This is a genomic window from Pedococcus sp. 5OH_020, from assembly GCF_027812955.1.
Lineage (GTDB): Bacteria > Actinomycetota > Actinomycetes > Actinomycetales > Dermatophilaceae > Pedococcus.
In genome coordinates this window covers 680,080-701,400 of the sequence record NZ_JAPYZV010000001.1, presented here as the reverse complement: position 1 = coordinate 701,400, position 21,321 = coordinate 680,080, and the positions used below count along the sequence as shown (strand labels likewise).

Here is a 21,321-nt window from a genome sequence, read left to right as displayed (position 1 = left end):
CGCGGCCCCCATCGGGTGCGTGAGCGCCCGCGGGCTCAGTCGGCGACTGCCGGCGCGGGGCCACCCACCGCGGCCTCGTCGGCAGTCGACGCGCCGGCGCCCAGGCGGGACCGCTCGTCGGAGACCCACAGACCGGTCAACCCCCCGAAGTGGCCCTCGAACGAGTCCCACTCGTGCTCCGGGTAGGTCGAGCGGATCGTGTCGGTGAGAAGGCTCCTGAAGTCCGGCGAGTCGACCCACTCCAGGACGCGCTCGTCGAGGTGGGGCAGGGCGGTCTCGCAGAACTCGCGGTACCGCTCCGTCTCGAAGTGCGCGTCGGCGAGCGCCTGGTAGGCCTGGAGCTTCTCGGCGTAGTCCAGGTCCGGGTCGTCGGCCACGTCGAACCAGGGACCGGTGTCCACCTGCGTCTTGGCTCTGCGGCCGGTGACCAGGCAGAACACCGACCACTTCAGCAGGGCCTTCATCGCCCACGGGAAGTAGTAGTGCAGCGACGTCACCGCCACGTCCGGGCAGGCGTTGGCATAGTCGATCGGGTAGACGACACCGTCCTTGACGAGCATCTCGCAGGAGTTGAACTCCCACCTGAAGAACGCGTTGACCGTCTGGGCGATGGTCACGGCCTCGGTGCCGACCGACGGCGAGAGGAAGCCGTGCTCCACGGCATACCGGTTGTGCATCGGCTCGTCCGGCCGGAACTTCATGACCATGGTCTCGGGGCCGATGGTCAGCGCTCGGGCGAAGACCTCGTAGCCGTCGACCGCCTTCTGCAGGTGCATCAGCATCTCGCCGGAGTCGTCGTACGCGGCGTGCAGGTCGTCCTTGGTGCGGATCATCGACACCCCGCGCCACGCTCCACCGTCGAACGGCTTCATGAACATGGGGTAGCCCACCTGCTCGGCGATCGCGTCGAGGTCGAACGGCCTGTTGTACTTGGCGGAGGTGAACGCCCAGCGGGCGTTGTCCACGGGGTTCTTGTACGGGACCAGCACGGTGTCCGGCACGTTCATGCCCAGGCGGAGCAGTGCACAGTACGCCGAGTGCTTCTCCATGGACTGGAAGGTGAAGGGGCTGTTGAGCAGGTACACGTCGTCCATGAGCGCGACCTTCTTCAGCCACTCCCGCGGGTGGTAGTACCAGTACGCGAGGCGGTCGATGACCAGCTCGTGCCGCGGCTTGTCGCGCAGGTTGAAGGGCTCGATGCTGACACGTTCGGTCCGAAGCGAATGGGTGGAGCCGTCCTTGGCCTTCACCACCCCCAGCCGAGCGGCGAGGGTCTCGAAGGCGCGTGGCCAGTCCCCCTCCGCTCCCAGCAACAGTCCGACGAGGTGCTCCTGCGATGTGGGCATGGGCCCATCCTGTCGGCAGATCGCCGACCCCGAAAGCGGTGCTCTCAGAAAAGTGCGCTCATCAGCGCTGTCCTGGCCTTGCGCACGCGCTCGTCGTGCGCGCCCACCACGGCGAAGAGCTGGAGCAGGTGACCGCGGGCAGCCTCCCGGTCCTCACCGCTGGTGGCCCTGACGAGGTCGACGAGCCGAAGGAAGGCGTCCTCCACATGGCCACCTAGCACGTCGAGGTCGGCGACGAGGGTCTGTGCGGCCACGTCGGTGGGACGGTCTGCGGCCGCGGCCCTGGCGGCCTGAAGGTCCACCCCCTCGGTGCGTTGCAGGAGCCCGACCTGGGCCAGGCCCAGCTCCGCCTCAGCGTCGCCCGGGTTCTCCTTCAAGGCCTGCGCGTACGCCGCCTGCGCTGCCGCGAGGTCACCGCGCTCGATGGCGTCGTAGGCCTCCTGGTGGAGCGGTGGCAGGGGAGCCTCGGCTGCGTCGTCCACGCCGGCCCCGTCGTCGTCCGGCAGCACCTCGACGCGCCCGGTCACCCCGTGCTGCACGGCGAGCGCGAGCAGCTCGTCGAGGATGGGGCGCAGCGCCTCCGGCGGCTGGGCGCCGGCGAACATGGGGACGGGCTGGCCCTGGAGCAGCCCGAGGGTCACGGGAACGCTCTGGACCTGGAAGGCCCGGAACAGGGCGGGGTTCTGGTCAACGTCGATGCCGACCACCTGCAAGCGGCCTTCGTAGGAGCGGGCCACCGCCACGACGGTGTCGAGGTAGTCGCGGGACGCCGGCAGCTGCGAGGCCCACAGCACGACGAGCATCGGCACCCCGACAGAGGCGTTCGCCACCTCGGTGAAGTTGGTGTCCGTGCCCTGCACCAGGATGCCGGAGCGGCCCGGCACCCCATCGCCCGGGCCCGACGCTGCGGCGCCCGACGACTGTGAGGGACGGTTCCCGCCCGACGCCCCGGCGGCTCCGGCGCCTGCGGTTCCTCCGGCGGCTCCCGCTCCGCCAGCGGGCCGGCCTTGCAGGGCGGTGAGGTCCACGGCGCCCCGAAGGCCTCCAGCGGTCAACGGCTGATCACTCATGGCAACGATTCTTGCGTACGGCCGTGGCTGACGCTCAGGCGCCCTTGGCCGAGAAGAGCACCTCGTCCACGGCGACCACGCTCGCCTTGCCTTCGGGCGGCAGCGTGAGGACGACGGTCTCGTACGTCTTGAGCTCTGCGCTGCGGGTCAGGGTCCTCTTACCCACGAGGTGCTGGAACTGCGCGTTCGGCGTCAGCGACCTCCCCCCGGGCTTCAGCGTGATGGAGTCGGTCCGCTGCAGCAGCGCGAAGACGACGGCCCCACCCCCGTGAAGGGCAAGCGCGACACTCGCCCCGGCTTGCGGCTGGTGGCTGCGCGTCAACGTCGCGAGTCCGCCGAACGCCTTCGCCTGCGCCGCGGCGTTGGCCCGCACGGCGACGGAGAACGGGTCTGTGGTCAGGACGTGCGGCGTCGCGGCGGGTCTGGGGTAGGCCAGCCCGGCTGCGAGCTCGCGCACGAGCGCGTCCGGCGCCACGGTGAGGCCCGCACCGTCGAGGACCAGGGGTGAGCCCTGTGGCAGGGGGTCGATCGCCGGCACGGTGGCCCCAGGGTGCATGGTGGCCGCGAAGGCGAGCCTGAAGGCCGTGCGGGCGTCCGGTGAGCTGAGCAGGTTGAGCCGGGTGGCGCCGTCGGCTCCGGTCGTCCGGGCGAGGATGACGCGAGGCCAGCCGGTCCCTCGAGAGACGGCCAGGACCTTCGGCGGCTCGCTCTTGCGGATCGGCGCCCCGGGACTCCCTGGGTTGGGACCCAGGCGGGCGGCTGCTTCTGCCACCGCGAGTGCCGGGCCGGTGAGCGCGCGGCGTCGGATGACCGCTGCCTGGCCCGGCGGGGCGACTGCTGCGGACTCGGCCTCGGCCAGGACACGGGCCGTGATCTCCTGGGCCTTGAGCCCGCCCAGTGGGGCAACGGTCGTCACCTGGCTGGGGGCTTCGTGGACGCCGGCGACCGAGCCGCAGGCCGTCACGCCGAGAGCGAGCGCTGCGCCGACAACGGCGACGAGGGGCCCACGTCGCCTCAGGGAGTCCGCGCTCATGCAGAGGCCCCCCTCGTCGACCGGCGTGCGGAGGCCGGGGCACCGGCGGGGCCCGTCTCGTCCTCGGCTGCCGCCGCCTGCTCCCCGACCTCCCTGGACTGTGCTCCCCCACGCCTGTCATACCAGAGCGCGCCGAGGGTGGCGGACAGGACGATCAGCCCTACGAGGGTGACCAGCAGCGCCTGGAACGCCCAGGTGCGCCGCTCGATCGTGACGGTGACGGATCGAAGGTCGGGCGCGCCGCCGGCGGGAGCGGCGATGAGGACCGCCTCGGGGGCGTCGGCCTGGCGGAGCAGCAGGCTCACCCGGCGGCTGCCAGCGGAGGTCTGGCGCCAGACGTCGGCGTTGTCCGGCGAGCCCGCGGGACCGGCGCCGGCGCGGGACTGCCGCAGCGACCAGTCGCCCACCCGGGCGGTCGTCATGGTGGTCCGCGCCGCGTTGCCGACGATGGCGCGCACGTCGGAGGGCGCGGCCCGGCCCATCCACACCCCACCTTCCCGGGCGACGGCGCTGACTCGCACCGGCCGGTCTACGCGGTTGAGCAGGGACGGTTCCAGCACCACGACCGCGCCCTTGGCGGGTGTGGCCGTGAAGCTGGCGCTGCCGGAGACGCCGAGGTGGGCGGTGAACCAGACGCCGACCGCCACGAGGGCGAGTCCCACCACGCCCACCACCACCAGCGCGGCGCGTTTGGCCAGCGTCGACACAGCGAGGCTCCTTACGTGAGAGGACCGGCGTGGGAGCGGCCCCGAGCCGGCATGTCCTCCACCATGACCCACGGCCCCCCGCGAGGACAAATCTCGTGCGACGGGCCAGCGGGAGAGGACGCCGGGACGCAAGCCCCAGCGTCAGAACCGCGCAGGCTCCCGGTAGACCCCCCACTCGTCCCGAAGCGCGTCGCAGATCTCTCCCAGGGTGGCCTCGGCACGCACCGCCTCCAGCATGGCGGGGACCATGTTGTCGCTGGTCCGCGCCACGTCGACGAGGTGCCGGACGGCTTGCCCGACCGCCGCCTCGTCGCGGGCGGCCTTGCGCGCGGTGAGGGCAGCGACCTGCTCGCGCTCCACCTCGTGGCTGACCCGCAGGATCTCGAGCTCGTGGCTCACCGACCCGGTGTGGCAGTTCACGCCGACCACCCGCTTGTCACCCTTCTCGAGGGAGACCTGGTACTGGAACGCCGCCTCCGCGATCTCGGACATGAACCAGCCCTCCTCGATCCCTCGCAGGATGCCCTTGGTCATGGGCATCCGGGCGAAGGCCGTCGGCCCCGCCTCAGCGGTTCGGTGGACCGCCTCGGCAAGCTTCTCGGTGTCCCTGGAGGTGAGGTCGCTGCCGCCGAGGGTCAGGACGCGGTCGAAGATCTTGTCGGCCTCCGCCTCGATCTGGTCGGTGAGCGCCTCCACGTACCAGCTTCCGCCGAGCGGGTCGGCGACGTTCACGACACCGGTCTCCTCCATGATCACCTGCTGCGTCCGCAGCGCGATCTCGGCGGCCTGCTCGGTCGGCAGGGCCAACGTCTCGTCGAGGGCGTTGGTATGGAGCGAGTTGGTCCCTCCCAGCACCGCGGCGAGCGCCTCGACCGCGGTGCGCACCACGTTGTTGTACGGCTGCTGGGCCGTGAGGCTGACGCCCGCCGTCTGGGTGTGGAACCTGAGCCACTGGGCCTTGTCGGTCCGGGCGCCGTAGACGTCGCGCATCCAACGGGCCCAGATCCGGCGCGCGGCCCGGAACTTGGCGATCTCCTCGAAGAAGTCGAGGTGGCTGTCGAAGAAGAAGGACAGTCCGGGGGCGAAGGTCTCGATGTCGAGCCCGCGCGCCAGGCCCAGCTCCACGTACCCGAAGCCGTCGGCCAAGGTGAAGGCGAGCTCCTGCGCGGCCGTCGAGCCCGCCTCGCGGATGTGGTACCCGGAGACCGACAGCGGCTTGTACGCCGGTATGTGGTTCGCGCAGTACTCCATGAGGTCGCCGATGAGGCGCAGGTGTGGCTCAGGAGCGAAGAGCCACTCCTTCTGGGCGATGTACTCCTTGAAGATGTCGGTCTGGAGAGTGCCGTTGAGGACGCCCGGGTCGACCCCCTGGCGCTCCGCGGCCACGAGGTACATGCAGAAGACCGGCACGGCGGGGCCGCTGATCGTCATGGACGTGGTGATGTCCGCGAGCGGCAGCTCGTGGAACAGGACCTCCATGTCCGCCGCCGAGTCGATGGCGACGCCGCAGTGCCCAACCTCCCCCAGGCTCATCGGGTCGTCCGAGTCGCGGCCCATGAGCGTCGGCATGTCGAACGCCACGGACAGGCCACCACCACCGCGCTCGAGGATCATCTTGTACCGCTCGTTGGTCTGCACGGCGTTGCCGAAGCCCGCGAACTGGCGGATCGTCCAGGTGCGGCCGCGGTAGCCGGTGGGGTAGAGCCCTCGGGTGAAGGGGAACTCGCCCGGCCAGCCGATCCGGTCCGGCGACTCGCCCTCCGCCGGCCCGTACACCGGCTCGACCGGCATACCGGAGAGCGTGGTGAAGTCTGCGTCGCGGACCTGGCCCTTGGCCAGCGCGGAGTCATAGCGGGCCTGCCAACGGGCAGCGCCCTGGGAGCGGTGAGCGGAGGCGGCGGCGGAGGTATCGGCAGGGGTGTCGGGCATGGGGCTCAATTTACTAGGACGTCCTAGTAAATGTCACGTCGGGGTCGGCCTGACCCCCACCCCCCCCGCACGGCTGGGGTGTCAGGCCTCGAAGTCGTGGGCGCCCAGCCGCACCTTCCGCAGCAGCTCGAAGAGCTGTTCGTGCTCCTGCGCCGACAGCATCCCGAGGGCGAAGCGCATGGCCACGAGGTCGGCCGTGGCGGCCTCCATGGCGTCGTGACCCGCCGTCGTGATCACCGCCAAGGTGCCGCGGCCGTCGTGCGGGTTGGGGATGCGCTCGACGAACCCCTGCGCCGCGAGACGCTGGATGATGTTCGTCGCACTGGTCGGGTGGACCATGAGCCGCTGCCCGATCTTGCTCATCCCCAGTCGGCCCTCCCGGCTGAAGGCAAGCAGCACCAGCGCCTCGTACCGGGCGAAGCTGAGCCCGTGCCTGCCGACCACGGCGTCGTACTCGCTGATGAGCAGCTGCTGCACCCGCATGACGGAGGTCGCGCTCGCCATCGCGAGGGGCTGCGAGCTGCGCCCCCAGCGCTGGGTCCACAGCTGGGCCGCCCGGACGATCGGGTCGAAGGGGAGGCGGATCGGCTTCGGCACGCGCAGCAGGCTAGCCCTGCGGCAACCTCACGCTGTCGACCCGTCCATCGTCGAGCCGGATCTCCCCGTCGGCCGCCTCGGCCGCCTCGGGGTCGTGCGTCGCCATCAGGACGATCGCACCACGGTCGGCCTCGGCCCGCAGCAGGGCCAGGACCCTCTCCCGGTTGTCGTGGTCGAGCTCCGAGGTCGGCTCGTCCGCGAGCAGGACCCGCCCGTGCAGCGCCAGACCGCGGGCGACGGCCACGCGCTGCTGCTGTCCTCCGCTGAGCTCTTCGGCCAGATGGGCGGCCGACTCCTCCAGGCCTACGGCGCGCAGCGCACTCGACGCACGACGGTGGGCCAGATCCGCCGGTACGGCACGGGCCAGGAGCGGCAGAGCAACGTTCTCGTGCGCCGAGAGCAGCACGGCCAGAGCGCTTCCCTGCGGGATGACCTCGATCCCCAACGAGGCCGCCTGCGCCCTGTCCGTGACGGCATCCGCGCCGAGCAGGACCGTGCCGTCGAACGGCACGGCGCCGGCGACTGCCCAGAGCAGGGACGACTTCCCCGCGCCGCTGTGCCCTGTCACGGCGATGAGCTCACCGGCGTACGCCTCGAGCTCGGCAGCGTCCACGGCCACAGTGTCGCCATACCGCACCGTCACCCCGGACAGCCGCAGGGGCGGGGTGTCGACAGACTCGATCCACTCCTGCGGCCCGACCGCCCCGACAGGCGCGAGCGACCCGCGCAGGCTCTCGCCCTCAGCCATCCTGAAGACCCCCGCTCTCCGGGACCAGGGTCCAGACGCCCTCGATCTCGTGCACCCGGACCAGCGCTCCGGGAGGGAACGCGTCGACCGCGGCCGGAGGCAGGGGCAGCGAACCGTCGGCCGACACGACCGCGTACTCCTCACCCGAGCGACCCTCCCCACCGACGCGACCGTCCCGGATGGTGACCGTGCGCGGAAGGCGGGCCGCCACATCGGGGTCGTGCGTCACCACGACGACGGTGGTGCCCCACTCGCGGTTGACCCGGTGCAGGGTGTCGAGGACGAGGTCACGGGAGGAGTGGTGCAGCTGGCTGGTGGGCTCGTCGCCCAGCAGTAGCCCCGGGCGGCTGGCCAGCGCCACGGCCAGGGCCGCGAGCTGCAGCTGGCCGGGCGGAAGCGAGCCAAGAGGGCGGGTCGCCGCACCGTCCATACCGACCAGCTCGAGGACCTCGCCGGGGGGCGGGACGTCTCGCCCGGCACGGCGCGCCGGCTGCTGGGCGAAGTCGACGTTCTGGCGGGCGGTGAAGTATGGCAACAGGTTGCGAGCAGCGCCCTGCAGCACGAGCCCGACCTCGGCCGCGCGGAACCCGTCGAGGTCGGCCTCGCTCATCGTGGACAGCTCGTGGTCCCCCACCAGCACCCGGCCGGCGCTCGGCCGCATCAGTCCGCCGAAGAGGGTCAGCAGCGTCGACTTGCCCGCACCGGACGGCCCCAGAAGTCCCACGACCTCCCCGGGCGCAACGGTGAGGTCAACGCCGGACAGCGCCGCGACGTCGTGGCCCTCGGCCCGGTAGATGTGCACCAGCCCGCGCGTCGTCACCCTGAGGCCGCGCGTCACAGCGAGTCCCTGATGCGGCGCAGAGCGATCCGGCGACCGGCCCCCAGCGCGGCGGCGCAGGCCACCGCGACCAGAACCCCCACGACGAGCAGAGCGACGGCAGCCACCGCGGGCAGGGCCGGCCCGAGGTCGAGCGGCGGCACCGGGTCAGCGGCACTGTCGAACAACGGAACCAGCGGCATGGCCAGCACCGAGCTGACGAGGCCACAGACCAGGCCCACGACGGCCCCCACCACGACCGGTACGACATGCTCTGCGACGAGCGCCCGGCGCAGCACGGCCAGCGGCACCCCTGACAGGTGCAGGGCCGCCATGTCGCGGGCGACCACCCGCCAACCCGTGACCGTCAGGACGATGACGACGAGTCCCGCGAGGAGCACGGCCATGACCCCCGTGAACACCGCGAGGCGCAGGCCGCGAGCAGCGGCGGACTCGTCGAGCCTTGCCTTGCTCTCCGCCTCGGAATGGCGACCCAGCACGGTGACGCCCTGGGCGGCCAGGCCGGCGGACACGCGGTCGGCATCAGCCGGCGAACCCACCCAGACCGACAGGCGGCCGGTATCGGGGAGAGTTCCGCCCAGCCGGGCGAGCGTCTCGTAGTCGACCAGCACGCCTTGGCCACCCAGCACGGGCAGAGCGGGCACCGTCTGCTCGGCCGAGACCGTCACGGGCGTCCCGTTGACTCCGAGCGCCTGGAAGCCCGCCACCGAGCCTCCGGGCGGCACGGGTCCGGCGAGCAGCCCCGGAAGAACCGCAGGGACGTCGGCGTGGTCGAGCTCCACCGAGAACCCTGTGTTGACGATCTCCAACGCGATCGTGTCGCCCCGGCTCGGGAGCAGCCGCAGCGTGTCCTGGCTCGACGTCGCGGGAGCGGTGAACCGGTTCCACTGGCGCGGCGAGGACAGGCGGAGCGACCTGCCGTCGAGCCCCAGACCGGTGATCGTCAGACGGCCGGTCACCGCGCTGACGAGCTCGGCCGTCTTGCGGAACTCCAGGCCGTCCAGCCGGCACCCGCGTGGACACAGCAGCGGCGCGTCGAGGTCCGCCGAGCCCTTCCCCTGCAGGGGCACCTGCGCCAGCAGCCTGGTCAGCCGCTGGCCATCGGGAGTGGTCACCCTGATCCGGAGCTCCGAGGGGTCACCACCTGGCTCGGTCACCGGGGGGCGTGGCCGACCGGACTGACCCGAAGGGAGCTGCACCGTCTCGCCGGCCGGGATGGCCAGGTCCCACGTGATCCGCCCGGTGACGCGGGTCCCCCGCAGCTGCACAGAGGCGACGTCCGGCGGGGCGAGGGCGCCCAGGCGGTACGTCGTTCCACGAGGCTGGAACGCCAGGCCGTCGAAGTCGCCGCTCACCACCGCCAGCGTGGCGGTGGACCCAGGGTCCGTCCTGCGGACCACCGCGACCGGAGTGGCGACGTCTCCGCTGGGGTCGACTCTGCGCACCGCCGACAGGAGGGCGGTGGGGCTACGGCTGTCTGTGTCGAGCATCACGGGAGCGCCGGTCTCCAGCTGCGCCCGGGCGGTCCAGTTCCGTTCCCCCACCACCACGGCGTTCGCGGCGAACACGGTCAGCGCGACCGCGACGCTCACCACGGTGACAACGGTGCGCAGAGCCGGGCGGCGCTCGAGCCCGAAGGCCGTCAGGGCAGCGCCAACCCTGCCCCGCCGGACGTTGGCCCGGCCGGAGGCTGCCACGACGGGCACCACGAGGCGGGAGGTCACCAGTCCGGCGGCCAGCGCGACCAGGGTCGGAGTCATGAGGGCGAGCGGCCCCTGGAGGCTTCCCGTGCCCAGACCGATGACGCCGAAGGCGGCCAGCGCCACTGCAAGGGCATCCACCAGCCCGACCCGGCGTCTGCGCTCACCCCCGACGCGGCGCAGCAGGGCCGAGATGGTGAGCCGCTGGACCGGGCTGGCCGCCAGTCGGATCATCACCACGCAGACCAGCGCTGCGGTCGCGAGGCCGGCGAGCGACTGCCACGGCACCTCGAAGGGCACGCCGGCGGGGAGCACGACCCTGCGCAGCGCGGCGGTGAGAACCACGGCCAGGGCGAAGCCAAGCGGGAGGCCCAGTGCGACGGTGACGGTGAGCTCGCGCCTGACCAGCCGGGCAGCACCGTGGCTGCTATGGCCGCGCAGCCGCGCCAAGGCCGCCTCGGGGCGTCGCTGCTCCACCGCCGCCTGCGCCACCAGCAGGAGGACCGCGGCTGCCAGGAGCCCGAGCTGCGCCATGAGCAGGGGCACGATGACCTGGAGCCGCTGCTGCCCGACCCTGATGCCGTCGATGAGGACGGGGAGCCGAGTCTCCACCAACGCGCCGTCGATGCCCTGCCGGCTCGAGGTCCCCGAGCCGTGCAGAAGCTCCGAGATCTCGCCGAGGCTGTCCAGGGTGAAGAGCCGGCGATCCAGGGGGAAGGCGAGGGTGGCCTGCGCCTGGCGCCAGTCCGAGTCGAACGTCGCCTCGGACGTGACAAGGTCGTCGACCCCGGGGAGGACCTCTGTTCCGACCACGAGCGGGGTTCCGGACTTGCCGTCGAGCCGGGTCCGCATCCAGTACGCCGGCGCGGGCAGGACCTCGTAGGCACCGACGATCTTCAGGTTTCGGGTCAGGGCGGGCGCAGCTCCCCCGGCTCCGGGGACCGGGGTGGCGAGCACCTGCCCGAGCTTCCAGTCCCAGCTGCGAAGGTCCGCCCGGGACACGAGCACCTCGTCCTTGGCCGAAGGGCACGTGCCGGGGACGATCCGCAGGTGCTCACACACCCGGTCGCGGCTGACGAGAGTGGCGGGCGACGGCTTCTTGTTCGGCGCGGGCCGGATCTCGACGGAGTCCGTCATGGCCCCGATCGGAGTCCGGTAGAGAGCTCTCACGCGCTGCGGGACGCTGGCTTCCAGTGCGGCACTCGTGAACGACGGGTTGGCCGGCCCCCGACCGCCGCGTACGACCAGCGCCGTGTCGGCCACGCTGGCGGAGCTCAGAGCGGTCCTCAGCAGCGCCTGCTCGAGGGAGCGCTGGTAGAGGGGCGCGAAGGCGGCGCACGCGCTCACCAGGGTGGAGAGCAGGACCAGGAAGGCTGCCTGGGCGCGGCGATAGCGGATGGCAGCCCACACGTCGCAGCGCCTCCCTGTCGCGTCTCGCAGATCGGTGTTCCCGCTCGACCCTAGGCTCACGTGGCGCCGTGGACGGCTACATTCCCGCAACGATGGGTACTGTCCAGCGGCCCGACGGCGACCGTCCACGCGCGCGTCACACCACGGAAGCCCTCATCCCTGAGCGGCGATCGCCGCCTCCAGCCGGTCGAGCTTGCCGGTCAGCTCGCCGCTGAACCCCTCCCGGATGTCGGCCTTCAGGACCAGGCTCACCCGGGGTCCGAACGCCGCGACGGCGTCCACTGCCCGCTTCACCACGGCCAGGCAGTCGTCCCACTCGCCCTCGACAGTGGTGAACATGGAGTCGGTGCGGTGCGGCAGTCCCGACTCGCGCACGACGGTGACGGCGGCCGCGACCGCCTCACTCACCGAGCCGGTGGAGTCGGCGGCCATGGACGGGGCGACGGAGAAGGCAACGAGCATGGGCCCACCGTATGCCGCGCCGCCGACGGTGCCGCACCCCGCCGGGGTAGGACACGACCAGCCTGCGGTCATCACAGCTCATGGCACACGGAGCAGGAACGCGGGCGTCACCTCGACCGGTCGGAACCCCAGCCGTACGTTGATCGACACCATGGGGGCGTTCTGCTCGGCGTTGCAGGTCAGCACCCTGGTGCGCTCTGGCCCGACCCGCCCCTGCAGCTCCTTGAGGCCGCGCGCCTTCATGGCCAGGCCCAGGCGGTGGCCACGATGGGCAGGCACGACCAGCGTGCCCCACTGCCAGACGTTGGGAAGGTCCTCGTCGGGGACGACAAGGTCGTTGTACCCCACCACCTCCCCGGCCTCGGTCATCGCGACCGTCGTGATCTTGCGCCGGCCCTGCCTACGCCGCTGGTCCTCGTGCACCCGGACGAGCTCGGGGGTCAGCGCCTCCTGCTCGAACGTCAGGTCGCCTCCCGGCGCGTCGACGGCCAGCCGGTTGTGGGCGGCGCAGAACGACGGGAGCAGCTCGTCCGGGAGCGGGTCCTCGAAGGTCTCGACGCGGTAGCCGGCGTGATGGGGTGCCGCCTCCTCCACCAGGGCGTCGAGGTCCACGTCCTCGACCGGAAGGTCACGGACGCGGCCGATCTCGGTGTTGGCGAGCTGGAACCCGTTCTTCTCGGCGAAGCGGCGGTAGGGATGGTCCTCCCGGCGCTCGAACGGGTACGACGTCTCCATCACCAGGTCGGTGCGGCGGTCGGCTCGGCACAGGGCGACGAGCTCGGCGAGCACCGCGGACCCGATGCCACGGCGCCGGCGGTCGGGCTCCACCCACGGCATGAGCCATGACAGGTGGAGGTTGTCGGTCAGCGAGGACCAGGCGATGCCGGCCCCGACGACCGTGTCTGCATCCACCGCCACGACGGCGTCCTTGCGCTCCATCGGGTCGTCCTCGGTCAGCTCGACCGTCATCTCTCGCAGCCCCCACGTCGCCGCGTACGGTCGCTCGAACCGCTCCGCCGCCACGCTGATGGCGTGGTACCGCGCCAGCTCCGTGGGATCCTCGCGGTCGAGGGGGCGGATCTCCATACGGCCCACGGTAGAGACGCCTTCCCGCACTGAGCCACTGGTTTTCGCCGCATGCCCGGTCTGCGCCACCCAGGCATGGTCGAGGCCCGACACGGGCACCGGGACGGCCCGAGGCGGGACGTGCCTTACGGGCTCAGGTAGGCATGCACCAGCGAGACCGTCGCGGCACCCTCGCCGCTGGCTGAGGCGACGCGCTTCATGGATCCCGCCCGGAGGTCACCGGCCGCGAAGATGCCAGGGACGGTCGTCTCCAGGGCTGCGGGGGGGCGACCGTGCGCCCACAGCTCCATGGGGACCTCCCGTCCGGTGTACACGAAGCCTCGCGCGTCGCGCACGACGGCGTCCGGAAGCCACTCTCCACAGGGGTCCGCCCCGAGGAGGAGAAACAGGCCCCCGGCAGGCAGCTGCTCGGTGCCCCCGGGCCCGGTCAGCAACAGCCACTCGAGGTAGCCGTGCCCGCCGCCGTCCAGCACCCGGGTGGAGGTCCGCACCGTGATGCGGCTGGTCGAGTCGATCTCGCGGACGAGGTAGTCCGACATCGTCGCCGCCAGGTCTGGCCGACGCACCAGCAGTGCCACCGACCGTGCGTAGCGGGCGAGGTAGACCGCAGCCTGGCCAGCCGAGTTCCCGCCGCCCACCACGAAGACGTCCCTGCCCTCCATCTCCCGCGCGGCGCTGGTGGCCGCGCCGTAGTAGACCCCGAGACCGACGAGGTCCTCGAGCGCCTCGATGCCGATGCGGCGGTAGCTGACCCCCGTGGCGAGGACGACGGCCCTGGCCTTGAGGTCGCCACCCTCCGTGCGCACCACGTGCGGCCGTCCCGCGCCGTCTCCGGGGACGATGGCCTCTGCCGAGACGCCGGTGTAGATGCGGGCTCCGAACCTCGCAGCCTGGAACCGCGCGCGCTGAGCCAGCCGCATCCCCGAGATCCCTCGCGGGAACCCGAGGTAGTTGCGGATCATCGAGCTCGTCCCGGCCTGGCCTCCGACGGCGTCCGCCTCGATCACCACCGTCTCCAAGCCTTCTGAGGCGCCGTAGACCGCGGCCGCGAGCCCTGCGGGGCCGGAGCCGATCACCACGAGGTCCACCTCCTCACGGTCCACCGTCAGCGGTGAGCCGTAGACCAGCCTCGCCACCTGGCGGGCGGTGGCACCCTCCAGAACCCCGGCCACGATGCCGGCGGCGACGACGGGAAACGCCGGCGACGCCCCGCTCCGGACCGAAGGCAGGTCGCTGATGAGGTCACGGCCGACCGGGCTGTCCGGGCTGTAGACGCGGTGCGGGATGCCCATGCGGTCGAGGAAGTCCCGGATCCGGGACACCTCCGCCGACCCGTTGCCATCGACGATCTGCACTCCCTCCACTTCGGGGGTGGACGCCGTCCAGCCCCAGTCCGAGAGGTACTCGGTGATCGCGGTGTGGAACTCCTCGTCGCGAGGGCCCTGCGGGACCAGGAGGTAGGTGTCCAGCCGCCCCTGACCCAGCGCCTCGCGCAACGCCGGGATGGCCCGGGCGTAGTCGTCGCGCGCCGTGAGGCAGACGCGGCGGGCGGTGGGGACCATGACATGGAGCTCGTCGAGGAGCTCGAGCCCGGTGCCGACGCCGGGCAGCTGCCACCCGATGCCCAGCAGAGCCACCGGCTGGCCGGCCGCCTCCAGCGTCTGGACGAGTGCCCGGCCCGAGTCCGCCGAGTCGGCGCACCGCACTTCGTAGTCCCTGCCGTACCGCGCGAACTCGCTCTCGACCGTGGGCAGGTGGTCGGCGGCGACGACCAGCACGATGGCCGGGCGTGTCCGCGCGTCGACCGTCATCCGATCTTCTCGTCCTTGTCGATCAGCAAGGAGCCGCCGGAGTCGACGAGCGTGAGCTGGTGGATCTCCCGGGAGGACCCGCCGCTCTTGCGGTCGTACGTCAGGGCTGCGAGGACGGTGTGGGCCGAGGGGTTCGCCTGAAGGTCGCCGACGCGCACGGAGTCGATGCCACTCCAGAAGGCCTCGTACCCCGCCCGGCCTCCGGCCCTGGCCTGCATGGCGGGGGTCAGCCGGGCGAACGTGTCGTCGCGCTTTCCGGCGTTCGTGACGTCCTTGAAGTAGTCGCGGACGAACTTCTGCATGGCCGCGGCGTCCTTGCCCGACGCCGCGGTGGTAGTGGTGCTCGTGGTGGTGGAGGTGGTGGTCGTCGGCTTGGTCGTGGACGAGGACGAGGTGCTGCTGCTCGAGGACGAGGAGGAGGATGCCGACTGGGTCTGGGTCCTCGTGGAGGTGACCGTCGTCGTCTGCCCGGCCGCGGGCGTGTCCCGGCCGGCGCCGAAGCCGTCGGTCAGGACATACGCCAGCGCCAGGGCTGCCAGCAGGGCCAGTAGGGCCAGCGCGACCACCCAGCCGCGGCCGGAGCCCCGCTGCTGGTCCGGCGGCACCGGCCTTCCCGGGTCGTCGGGTCCTGCGCCGTATGGCGTCGGGTCGAAGGCGGGCGCCCCCAACGGCGGCGCCGCGAGCGGGAGGGGGGAGGTGCGTGGGGCCGACTCCACAGGGTCGGGCAGGACCTCGGTGGGGGCGGCGCCGATGACCGCACCGGCTGGCAACGCCAGGGTGCGGTCGCCGTGGGCCACCCGGTCCAGACGCTCCGATGCGGTCCGCATGTCCCACCGCCGCAAGGCGTCGGGCTCCATCATCGCCGCGATGGCCCCGCCGAGCGGGCCGGCGTGCTGCATCGGCCGGGGTCGGCCCTGCGCAATCGCCTGGAGCGTCGCCAGCGGGTTCGCCTGCGCCTCGTACGGCGGGTGGCCTTCGACGGCGTAGTAGAGCGTCGCTCCGAGAGCCCACACGTCAGAAGCCGACGTCGGGTCGCCGCCGCGAACGAGCTCCGGTGAGAGGTAACCCGGCGTGCCCGTCATGAAGCCGGTCTGGGTGAGCTGGTCGTCCGCCTGGGCCCGGGCGATGCCGAAGTCGCTGATCTTCGGCGTACCGGCCCGGTCGATGAGGATGTTGCCGGGCTTGATGTCGCGGTGCACGATGCCGCGCTCGTGCGCGCGCGCGAGGACGCCGGCCATGGCGCTGCCGATGGCGGCCACGGTCAGGGGCGGCAGCGCGCCCTCGTCGCGGATCTTCTCCGCCAGGCTCTGCCCCTCCACGTACTCCATGACGAGCCAGTGGGCGTCGTCCTCGTCCACGATGTCGTACACGCCCACGGCGTGCGGGTCGTTGAGGGACGCCGCGATCCGGGCCTCGCGCATGGCCCTTGCCGCCGCGGCCGGTTCGCCGGGGAGGGCGCCGACCCGCTTGACCGCGACCTCGCGTCCCAGCACCTTGTCACGGCACAGCCAGACGGTCCCCATCCCGCCGCTGCCGATGGAGCGGAGGACCTCGTAGCGTCCGGCGATGAGCTGGGGCTGCACAGGGATCCTTTCCGTGGGGTCGGGGCTCACCCTATGACGGGGACCGCCCCCGGGACACTCAGCCGAGAGCGGCGACGACCTCGTCCGCGGCGGCATACGGGTCAGTGGTGCCGTCCACCACCGCGCCCGCCAGCTCGTCCACGCCCTTGCCGTGGCGAAGGTCGCCCATCCTCGCGCGGAGCTGCTGCAGGGCGATGGACTCGATCTCGTCACCGGCCCGGCGCACGCGCCGGGCGCGCAGCGTCCCCGTCTGTGCCATCCACGCCACGTGCTTCTCGAGGGCCTCCATGACCTCCTCCACTCCGACGCCCTGCGCAGCCACCGTCTTGACGACAGGCGGCCGCCACAGGTTGGGCTCGGTCCGGTCACCGAGGGAGATCATGTGCCGGATGTCGCGTACCGTCGCATCGGCCCCCTCGCGGTCCGCCTTGTTGACGACGAAGAGGTCGCCGATCTCGAGGATCCCGGCCTTGGCGGCCTGGATGCCGTCCCCCATGCCGGGCGCCAGCAGCACCACGGTGGTGTCGGCGAGGCCGGCGATCTCGACCTCCGACTGTCCGACCCCCACCGTCTCCACCAGGATCACCTCGCAGCCCGCCGCGTCGAGCACCCGCAACGCCTGCGGCGTCGTCCACGACAGCCCACCGAGGTGCCCCCGGCTGGCCATCGAGCGGATGTAGACGTCGGGGTCGAGAGCGTGGTCCTGCATGCGGACCCGGTCACCGAGCAGAGCACCCCCGGAGAACGGTGACGAGGGGTCCACGGCGAGCACGCCCACCCGCTTGCCTTGGGCGCGGAAGGCGGCTACGAGGGCGTTCGTCGAGGTGGACTTCCCGACGCCCGGGCTGCCCGTGACGCCGATGACGTGGGCCGACCCGGTATGCGGTGCGAGGGCCGCCATGACCTCGCGGAGCGCCGGGTGTGCGTCCTCCACCAGGGAGATGAGACGTGCGACGGCGCGAGGCGAGCCTGCCCTGGCCGACTCGACCAGGGCAGGGACGTCGACGGGACGCGGGGCCAAGCGTCAGCCGTTCCCGGCGCGAGGAACCCGGACGATGAGCGCGTCGCCCTGCCCACCGCCACCGCAGAGCGCGGCAGCGCCGACGCCGCCCCCGCGACGCTGGAGCTCCAGCGCGAGGTGCAGGGCGATCCGGGCCCCCGACATGCCGATGGGGTGCCCGAGAGCGATCGCTCCGCCGTTCACGTTCACCTTGTCCAGCCCGATGCCCAGCTCCTGGGCGGACGCCAGACCGACCGCGGCGAACGCCTCGTTGATCTCCACGAGGTCGAGTTCCGCCGCGGCGATGCCTTCGCGCTCGCAGGCCTTGCTGATGGCTCGGGCGGGCTGCTGCTGGAGTGTGGAGTCCGGGCCGGCCACCATGCCGTGAGCCCCGATCTCGGCGAGCCAGGTCAGGCCCAGCTCCTCGGCCTTCGCCTTGCTCATGACGACCACGGCGGCCGCACCGTCACTGATCTGCGAGGCCGAGCCGGCGGTGATCGTGCCGTCCTTGGAGAACGCGGGCCGCAGCCGCGCCAGCGTCTCTGTGGTGGTGTCGGCCCGCACCCCCTCGTCGTTCTTCAGCTCGACCGGGTCGCCCTTGCGCTGGGGGATGGAGATGCCGACCACCTCCTCGTCGAACAGCCCGTCCTTCCACGCCCGCGCGGCGAGCTGGTGGCTCCGGGCCGAGAACTCGTCCTGCTGCTCGCGCGTGAAGTGCTGGTCTCCGGTGTTGGCCTGCTCGGTGAGCAGGCCCATGGCCTGGTCGGTGAAGGCGTCCCACAGGCCGTCGAACGCCATGTGGTCCCGCATGGTCACGTCGCCGTACTTGTAGCCCTCGCGCGACTTCTCCAGCAGGTGAGGCGCGTTGGACATGGACTCCTGACCCCCAGCCACCACGATCTCAACCTCGCCGGCGCGGATCAGCTGGTCGGCCATCGCGATAGCGTTGATCCCGGAGAGGCAGACCTTGTTGATGGTCAGCGCGGGCACGTTCAGCGGGATGCCCGCCTTCGCGGCCGCCTGGCGAGCGGGGATCTGGCCCGCGCCCGCCTGCAGCACCTGGCCCATGATCACGTAGTCGACCTGGTCCGGGGCGACCCCCGCCCGGTCCAGGGCACCTTTGATCGCGAAACCGCCGAGGTCGGAGCCGGAGAACTCCTTCAGCGAGCCCAGGAGGCGGCCCATCGGCGTGCGAGCGCCCGCGACGATCACGGAGGTCGGGCGGTCGGTCTGTGCGGTCATGGTGAAGGCCTCCAACGCCATCGGGGGGATTACCTCACTTCACTCTAGCCGTGAGCCGATCGGCTCCGGAGGGGTCCACGGGTGGCCTTGGCCACAGGTGAAATTGTCCGTGTGGCCGAGGGTTTGCACCCGCACGACGGTGGAACTCTTACGTCATGCCTGAGCGCCCCAGCAACGCCAGCCCCGTCGACCACCCGCGGCCGCAGCTGACCAGACCGTCGTGGGAGGACCTTTCCGGACCGTGGCAGTTCGCGTTCGACGACGCCGGAGAGGGGATGACCAAGCAGTGGCAGCGACGTGACGACGTGTTCGACAGAGTCATCCAGGTGCCGTTCCCGTTCGAGTCCTCTGCCAGCGGGATCGGCGACACCGGCTTCCATCCGGTCGTCTGGTACCGGCGCGTCGTGCACACCGACCCCGTACCAGCAGACCGGCGACTGCTGCTGCACTTCGGGGCAGTGGACTACCGGGCGCAGGTGTGGGTCAACGGGCATGCGGTCGCCTCGCACGAAGGGGGCCATACGCCGTTCACGGCGGACATCAGCTCGGTCCTGCACCCGGGTGGCGAACAGGTCGTCGTGGTGCGCGCCGAGGACCCCCCGGCGGACCTGCGGCAGCCCCGAGGCAAGCAGGACTGGCAGCGGGAGCCGCACGCCATCTGGTACGACCGGACGACCGGCATCTGGCAGTCGGTCTGGCTCGAGAACGTGCCGGAGACCCGGATCGGCTACCTGCGCTGGACCCCCGACGTGGAGAACCGGAGCCTCGACCTCACCGTACGGCTGCGCGCTCTCGCAGTCGACCACGACCTGCGGCTTCGCGTCGTGATCCGCCGCGAGGGCGGCCTGGTGGCCGACGACACCTACGCCGTCTGCTCCCAGGAGGTCCAGAGACGCATCACCCTGGCGGACAGCGACATGAGCCTGGGACGCTCCAACCTGCTGTGGTCGCCCGAGACGCCGAACCTGCTCGAGGCCACCATCACCCTGCTCGACGGCGACACGGTGGTCGACGAGGTGGGCAGCTACACCGCGCTGCGGAGCTTCACCACCTCCCGCGACCGGGTGCTGCTCAACGGCAGGCCCTACTACCTCAAGCTCGTCCTGGCGCAGAACTTCTGGCCCGAGTCGCACCTGGCAGCCCCGGACCCGGACGCGCTGCGCCGCGAGGTGCAGCTCGTCAAGGACCTCGGCTTCAACGGGGTGCGGCTGCACCAGAAGGTCGAGGACCCGCGGTTCCTCGCCTGGTGCGACCGCCTCGGTCTGCTGGTCTGGGCGGAGATGCCCGCTGCGTACGAGTTCTCCACCCAGACCGTCGGCCGTATCACCCGGGAGTGGCTGGACGTGCTGGAGCGCGATGCCAGCCATCCCTGTGTCGTGGCGTGGGTCCCGGTGAACGAGAGCTGGGGAGTGCCGGCGCTCACAAGCTCGGCTCAGCAGCGCGACCTGGTGCGCGCGCTCTACCACCTCACCAAGACGATGGACCCGCACCGGGCGGTCGTCGGCAACGACGGCTGGGAGCAGCCGGTCACCGACATGCTGACCGTCCACGACTACACGTCCCAGGGCCACGTGCTCCGTGAGCGCTACGGGGACCGGCACGCCTTACGCCATACGTTGGAGCACATCCAGCCGATGTACCGCTCCGTGCTCCTTCCGGGAGAGCACCACGAGGAGGTGCCGGTCCTCATCAGCGAGTTCGGCGGGATCTCCCTCGACCTCGAGCGTCGTGCGGGATGGCGAGGGTACGGCTCGGTGGGGTCCCCGGAGGCGCTGCTGGAGCGCTACGCGGATCTCGTGGGCGCGCTGCTGTCCAGCCCGGCCATCGCCGGGTTCTGCTGGACCCAGCTGACCGACACCCAGCAGGAGCGCAACGGCCTGCTCACTGCGGACCGCGTCCCGAAGGTGGCTCCCGAACGCCTTCGCGCCGTCACCTCGCGGGTCTCGGCTGCGGTGGCGGGAGATGCCGTGAGCGAGTTCGCCTACGGTGACTACGAGCCGACGGCTCCTGTCGAGTGACACGTGGAGGACTGAGATGGGAATGAAGGCGGGCTGACGGTTTCCCGCCCAGCCGCGCAGGGTAGGCGAGACGGCATCCCAGGGATCCGTGACGCTGCCCGGGGCCGCCGGTGGCAGCGGTCGCCATGGCGCGCCCTAGCTGTCCCGGTGGCCACCCACGGCCCACGACTGCGCGCCCAGGTGCGCGGGAAGAAGGTGACATCGTGACCGACGACCTGACCAAGCGCGACCTCCCGGTGCCCGACTACGACCAGCTGCAGGTGGGCGCGCTCTCGGCGAGCATCGCGAGCCTAGATCGCACCGGCGTCGAGCAGCTCCTGGCCTACGAGCAGAGCCACGCAGCGCGCCTCCCGGTGGTGCAGCTCCTCGAGCATCGGCTGGACAGGCTCGACTCCGGCCAGGAACCGTCCGAGGCCCGGCAGGGCGAGAGCGCCTCGAAGGCGCCACCGCCGGACGGAGGCTCCATGGTGTCGCCGGCGACCCAGGGCCCACCGGTCAACCCGCCGTCCCAGGGCGACCCGACGAACCCCGCGCAACCTCGAGGCTGACCTCCGTCCGCCCGTAAGGGGGGCAGCGCTGCGCTGCCCCCCTTACGGGCTCGGTTTTGGGCCTCCGGAGCGGGGTATGTCGGTCCTGCCCGGTTGAACAGCCAGCCCAGAGCACCCACCTGCCGTCACGCCGGCATGTCTCTCTGGAGGCCGAGAGTGCACCCACGCCCGTCATCAGGGACCCACACCCAGC

At 71.7% G+C, this 21,321-nt stretch carries 17 protein-coding genes; 2 read left to right on the top strand and 15 right to left on the bottom strand.

Translation table 11 applies throughout. The features are described 5' to 3' along the window. Positions 1–35: 35 nt before the first annotated feature. The 15 genes from PHA84_RS03110 to PHA84_RS03040 form a co-directional block, all read right to left on the bottom strand. Entirely contained in the window at positions 36–1,346 is a 1,311-nt protein-coding gene (locus PHA84_RS03110) for an ATP-grasp domain-containing protein (protein WP_270886620.1), read from the bottom strand. Positions 1,347–1,390: 44 nt separating this feature from the next. After that, positions 1,391–2,416 (bottom strand): tetratricopeptide repeat protein, encoded by a 1,026-nt coding sequence (locus tag PHA84_RS03105; protein WP_270886619.1) that lies wholly within the window; start codon positions 2,414–2,416, stop codon positions 1,391–1,393. Positions 2,417–2,450: 34 nt separating this feature from the next. Continuing rightward, the gene (locus tag PHA84_RS03100; RefSeq protein WP_270886618.1) at positions 2,451–3,449 is read right to left on the bottom strand and encodes a hypothetical protein; all 999 of its coding nucleotides are present in this window, start codon (positions 3,447–3,449) and stop codon (positions 2,451–2,453) included. Further along, positions 3,446–4,156, bottom strand: coding sequence for a hypothetical protein (locus tag PHA84_RS03095; protein WP_270886617.1), 711 nt, complete (start codon positions 4,154–4,156; stop codon positions 3,446–3,448). Before PHA84_RS03095 ends, PHA84_RS03100 begins: the two co-directional genes overlap by 4 nt. Before the next feature lie 141 nt (positions 4,157–4,297). After that, positions 4,298–6,085 (bottom strand): acyl-CoA mutase large subunit family protein, encoded by a 1,788-nt coding sequence (locus PHA84_RS03090; RefSeq protein WP_270886616.1) that lies wholly within the window; start codon positions 6,083–6,085, stop codon positions 4,298–4,300. Positions 6,086–6,166: 81 nt separating this feature from the next. Continuing rightward, entirely contained in the window at positions 6,167–6,682 is a 516-nt protein-coding gene (locus tag PHA84_RS03085; protein ID WP_270886615.1) for a MarR family winged helix-turn-helix transcriptional regulator, read from the bottom strand. Between the two features lie 10 nt (positions 6,683–6,692). Continuing rightward, positions 6,693–7,430: an ABC transporter ATP-binding protein gene (locus tag PHA84_RS03080; RefSeq protein WP_270886614.1), complete on the bottom strand. Its 738-nt coding sequence runs from the start codon at positions 7,428–7,430 to the stop codon at positions 6,693–6,695. Further along, positions 7,423–8,268 (bottom strand): ABC transporter ATP-binding protein, encoded by an 846-nt coding sequence (locus tag PHA84_RS03075; RefSeq protein WP_270886613.1) that lies wholly within the window; start codon positions 8,266–8,268, stop codon positions 7,423–7,425. The genes PHA84_RS03080 and PHA84_RS03075 overlap by 8 nt, the downstream gene beginning before the upstream one ends. Next, on the bottom strand, positions 8,265–11,378 hold the full coding sequence (locus PHA84_RS03070; protein WP_270886612.1) for an FtsX-like permease family protein: 3,114 nt from the start codon (positions 11,376–11,378) through the stop codon (positions 8,265–8,267). Before PHA84_RS03070 ends, PHA84_RS03075 begins: the two co-directional genes overlap by 4 nt. A 153-nt stretch (positions 11,379–11,531) precedes the next feature. After that, entirely contained in the window at positions 11,532–11,840 is a 309-nt protein-coding gene (locus tag PHA84_RS03065; RefSeq protein WP_270886611.1) for a thiamine-binding protein, read from the bottom strand. 78 nt (positions 11,841–11,918) lie between these two features. Beyond that, positions 11,919–12,926 carry a GNAT family N-acetyltransferase gene (locus PHA84_RS03060; RefSeq protein WP_270886610.1) on the bottom strand — a complete coding sequence of 336 codons (1,008 nt, stop codon included), beginning with the start codon at positions 12,924–12,926 and terminating at the stop codon, positions 11,919–11,921. A 125-nt stretch (positions 12,927–13,051) separates the two neighbouring features. After that, positions 13,052–14,737, bottom strand: a complete 1,686-nt coding sequence (locus PHA84_RS03055) for an FAD-dependent oxidoreductase (protein WP_270886609.1) — start codon at positions 14,735–14,737, stop codon at positions 13,052–13,054. Beyond that, entirely contained in the window at positions 14,734–16,320 is a 1,587-nt protein-coding gene (locus tag PHA84_RS03050) for a serine/threonine-protein kinase (RefSeq protein ID WP_270886608.1), read from the bottom strand. Before PHA84_RS03050 ends, PHA84_RS03055 begins: the two co-directional genes overlap by 4 nt. 58 nt (positions 16,321–16,378) lie before the next feature. Beyond that, the gene (gene meaB / locus PHA84_RS03045; protein ID WP_270886607.1) at positions 16,379–17,341 is read right to left on the bottom strand and encodes a methylmalonyl Co-A mutase-associated GTPase MeaB; all 963 of its coding nucleotides are present in this window, start codon (positions 17,339–17,341) and stop codon (positions 16,379–16,381) included. Positions 17,342–17,344: 3 nt separating this feature from the next. Continuing rightward, positions 17,345–18,562: an acetyl-CoA C-acetyltransferase gene (locus PHA84_RS03040; protein ID WP_270886606.1), complete on the bottom strand. Its 1,218-nt coding sequence runs from the start codon at positions 18,560–18,562 to the stop codon at positions 17,345–17,347. Between the two features lie 155 nt (positions 18,563–18,717). On the opposite strand from PHA84_RS03040, the gene PHA84_RS03035 reads away from it, so the two are divergent. Both PHA84_RS03035 and PHA84_RS03030 read left to right on the top strand, forming a co-directional pair. After that, entirely contained in the window at positions 18,718–20,580 is a 1,863-nt protein-coding gene (locus tag PHA84_RS03035; RefSeq protein WP_270886605.1) for a sugar-binding domain-containing protein, read from the top strand. A gap of 203 nt (positions 20,581–20,783) precedes the next feature. Continuing rightward, a complete protein-coding gene (locus PHA84_RS03030; RefSeq protein ID WP_270886604.1) occupies positions 20,784–21,128 on the top strand; it encodes a hypothetical protein in 345 nt (114 codons plus the stop codon). Positions 21,129–21,321 lie beyond the last annotated feature (193 nt).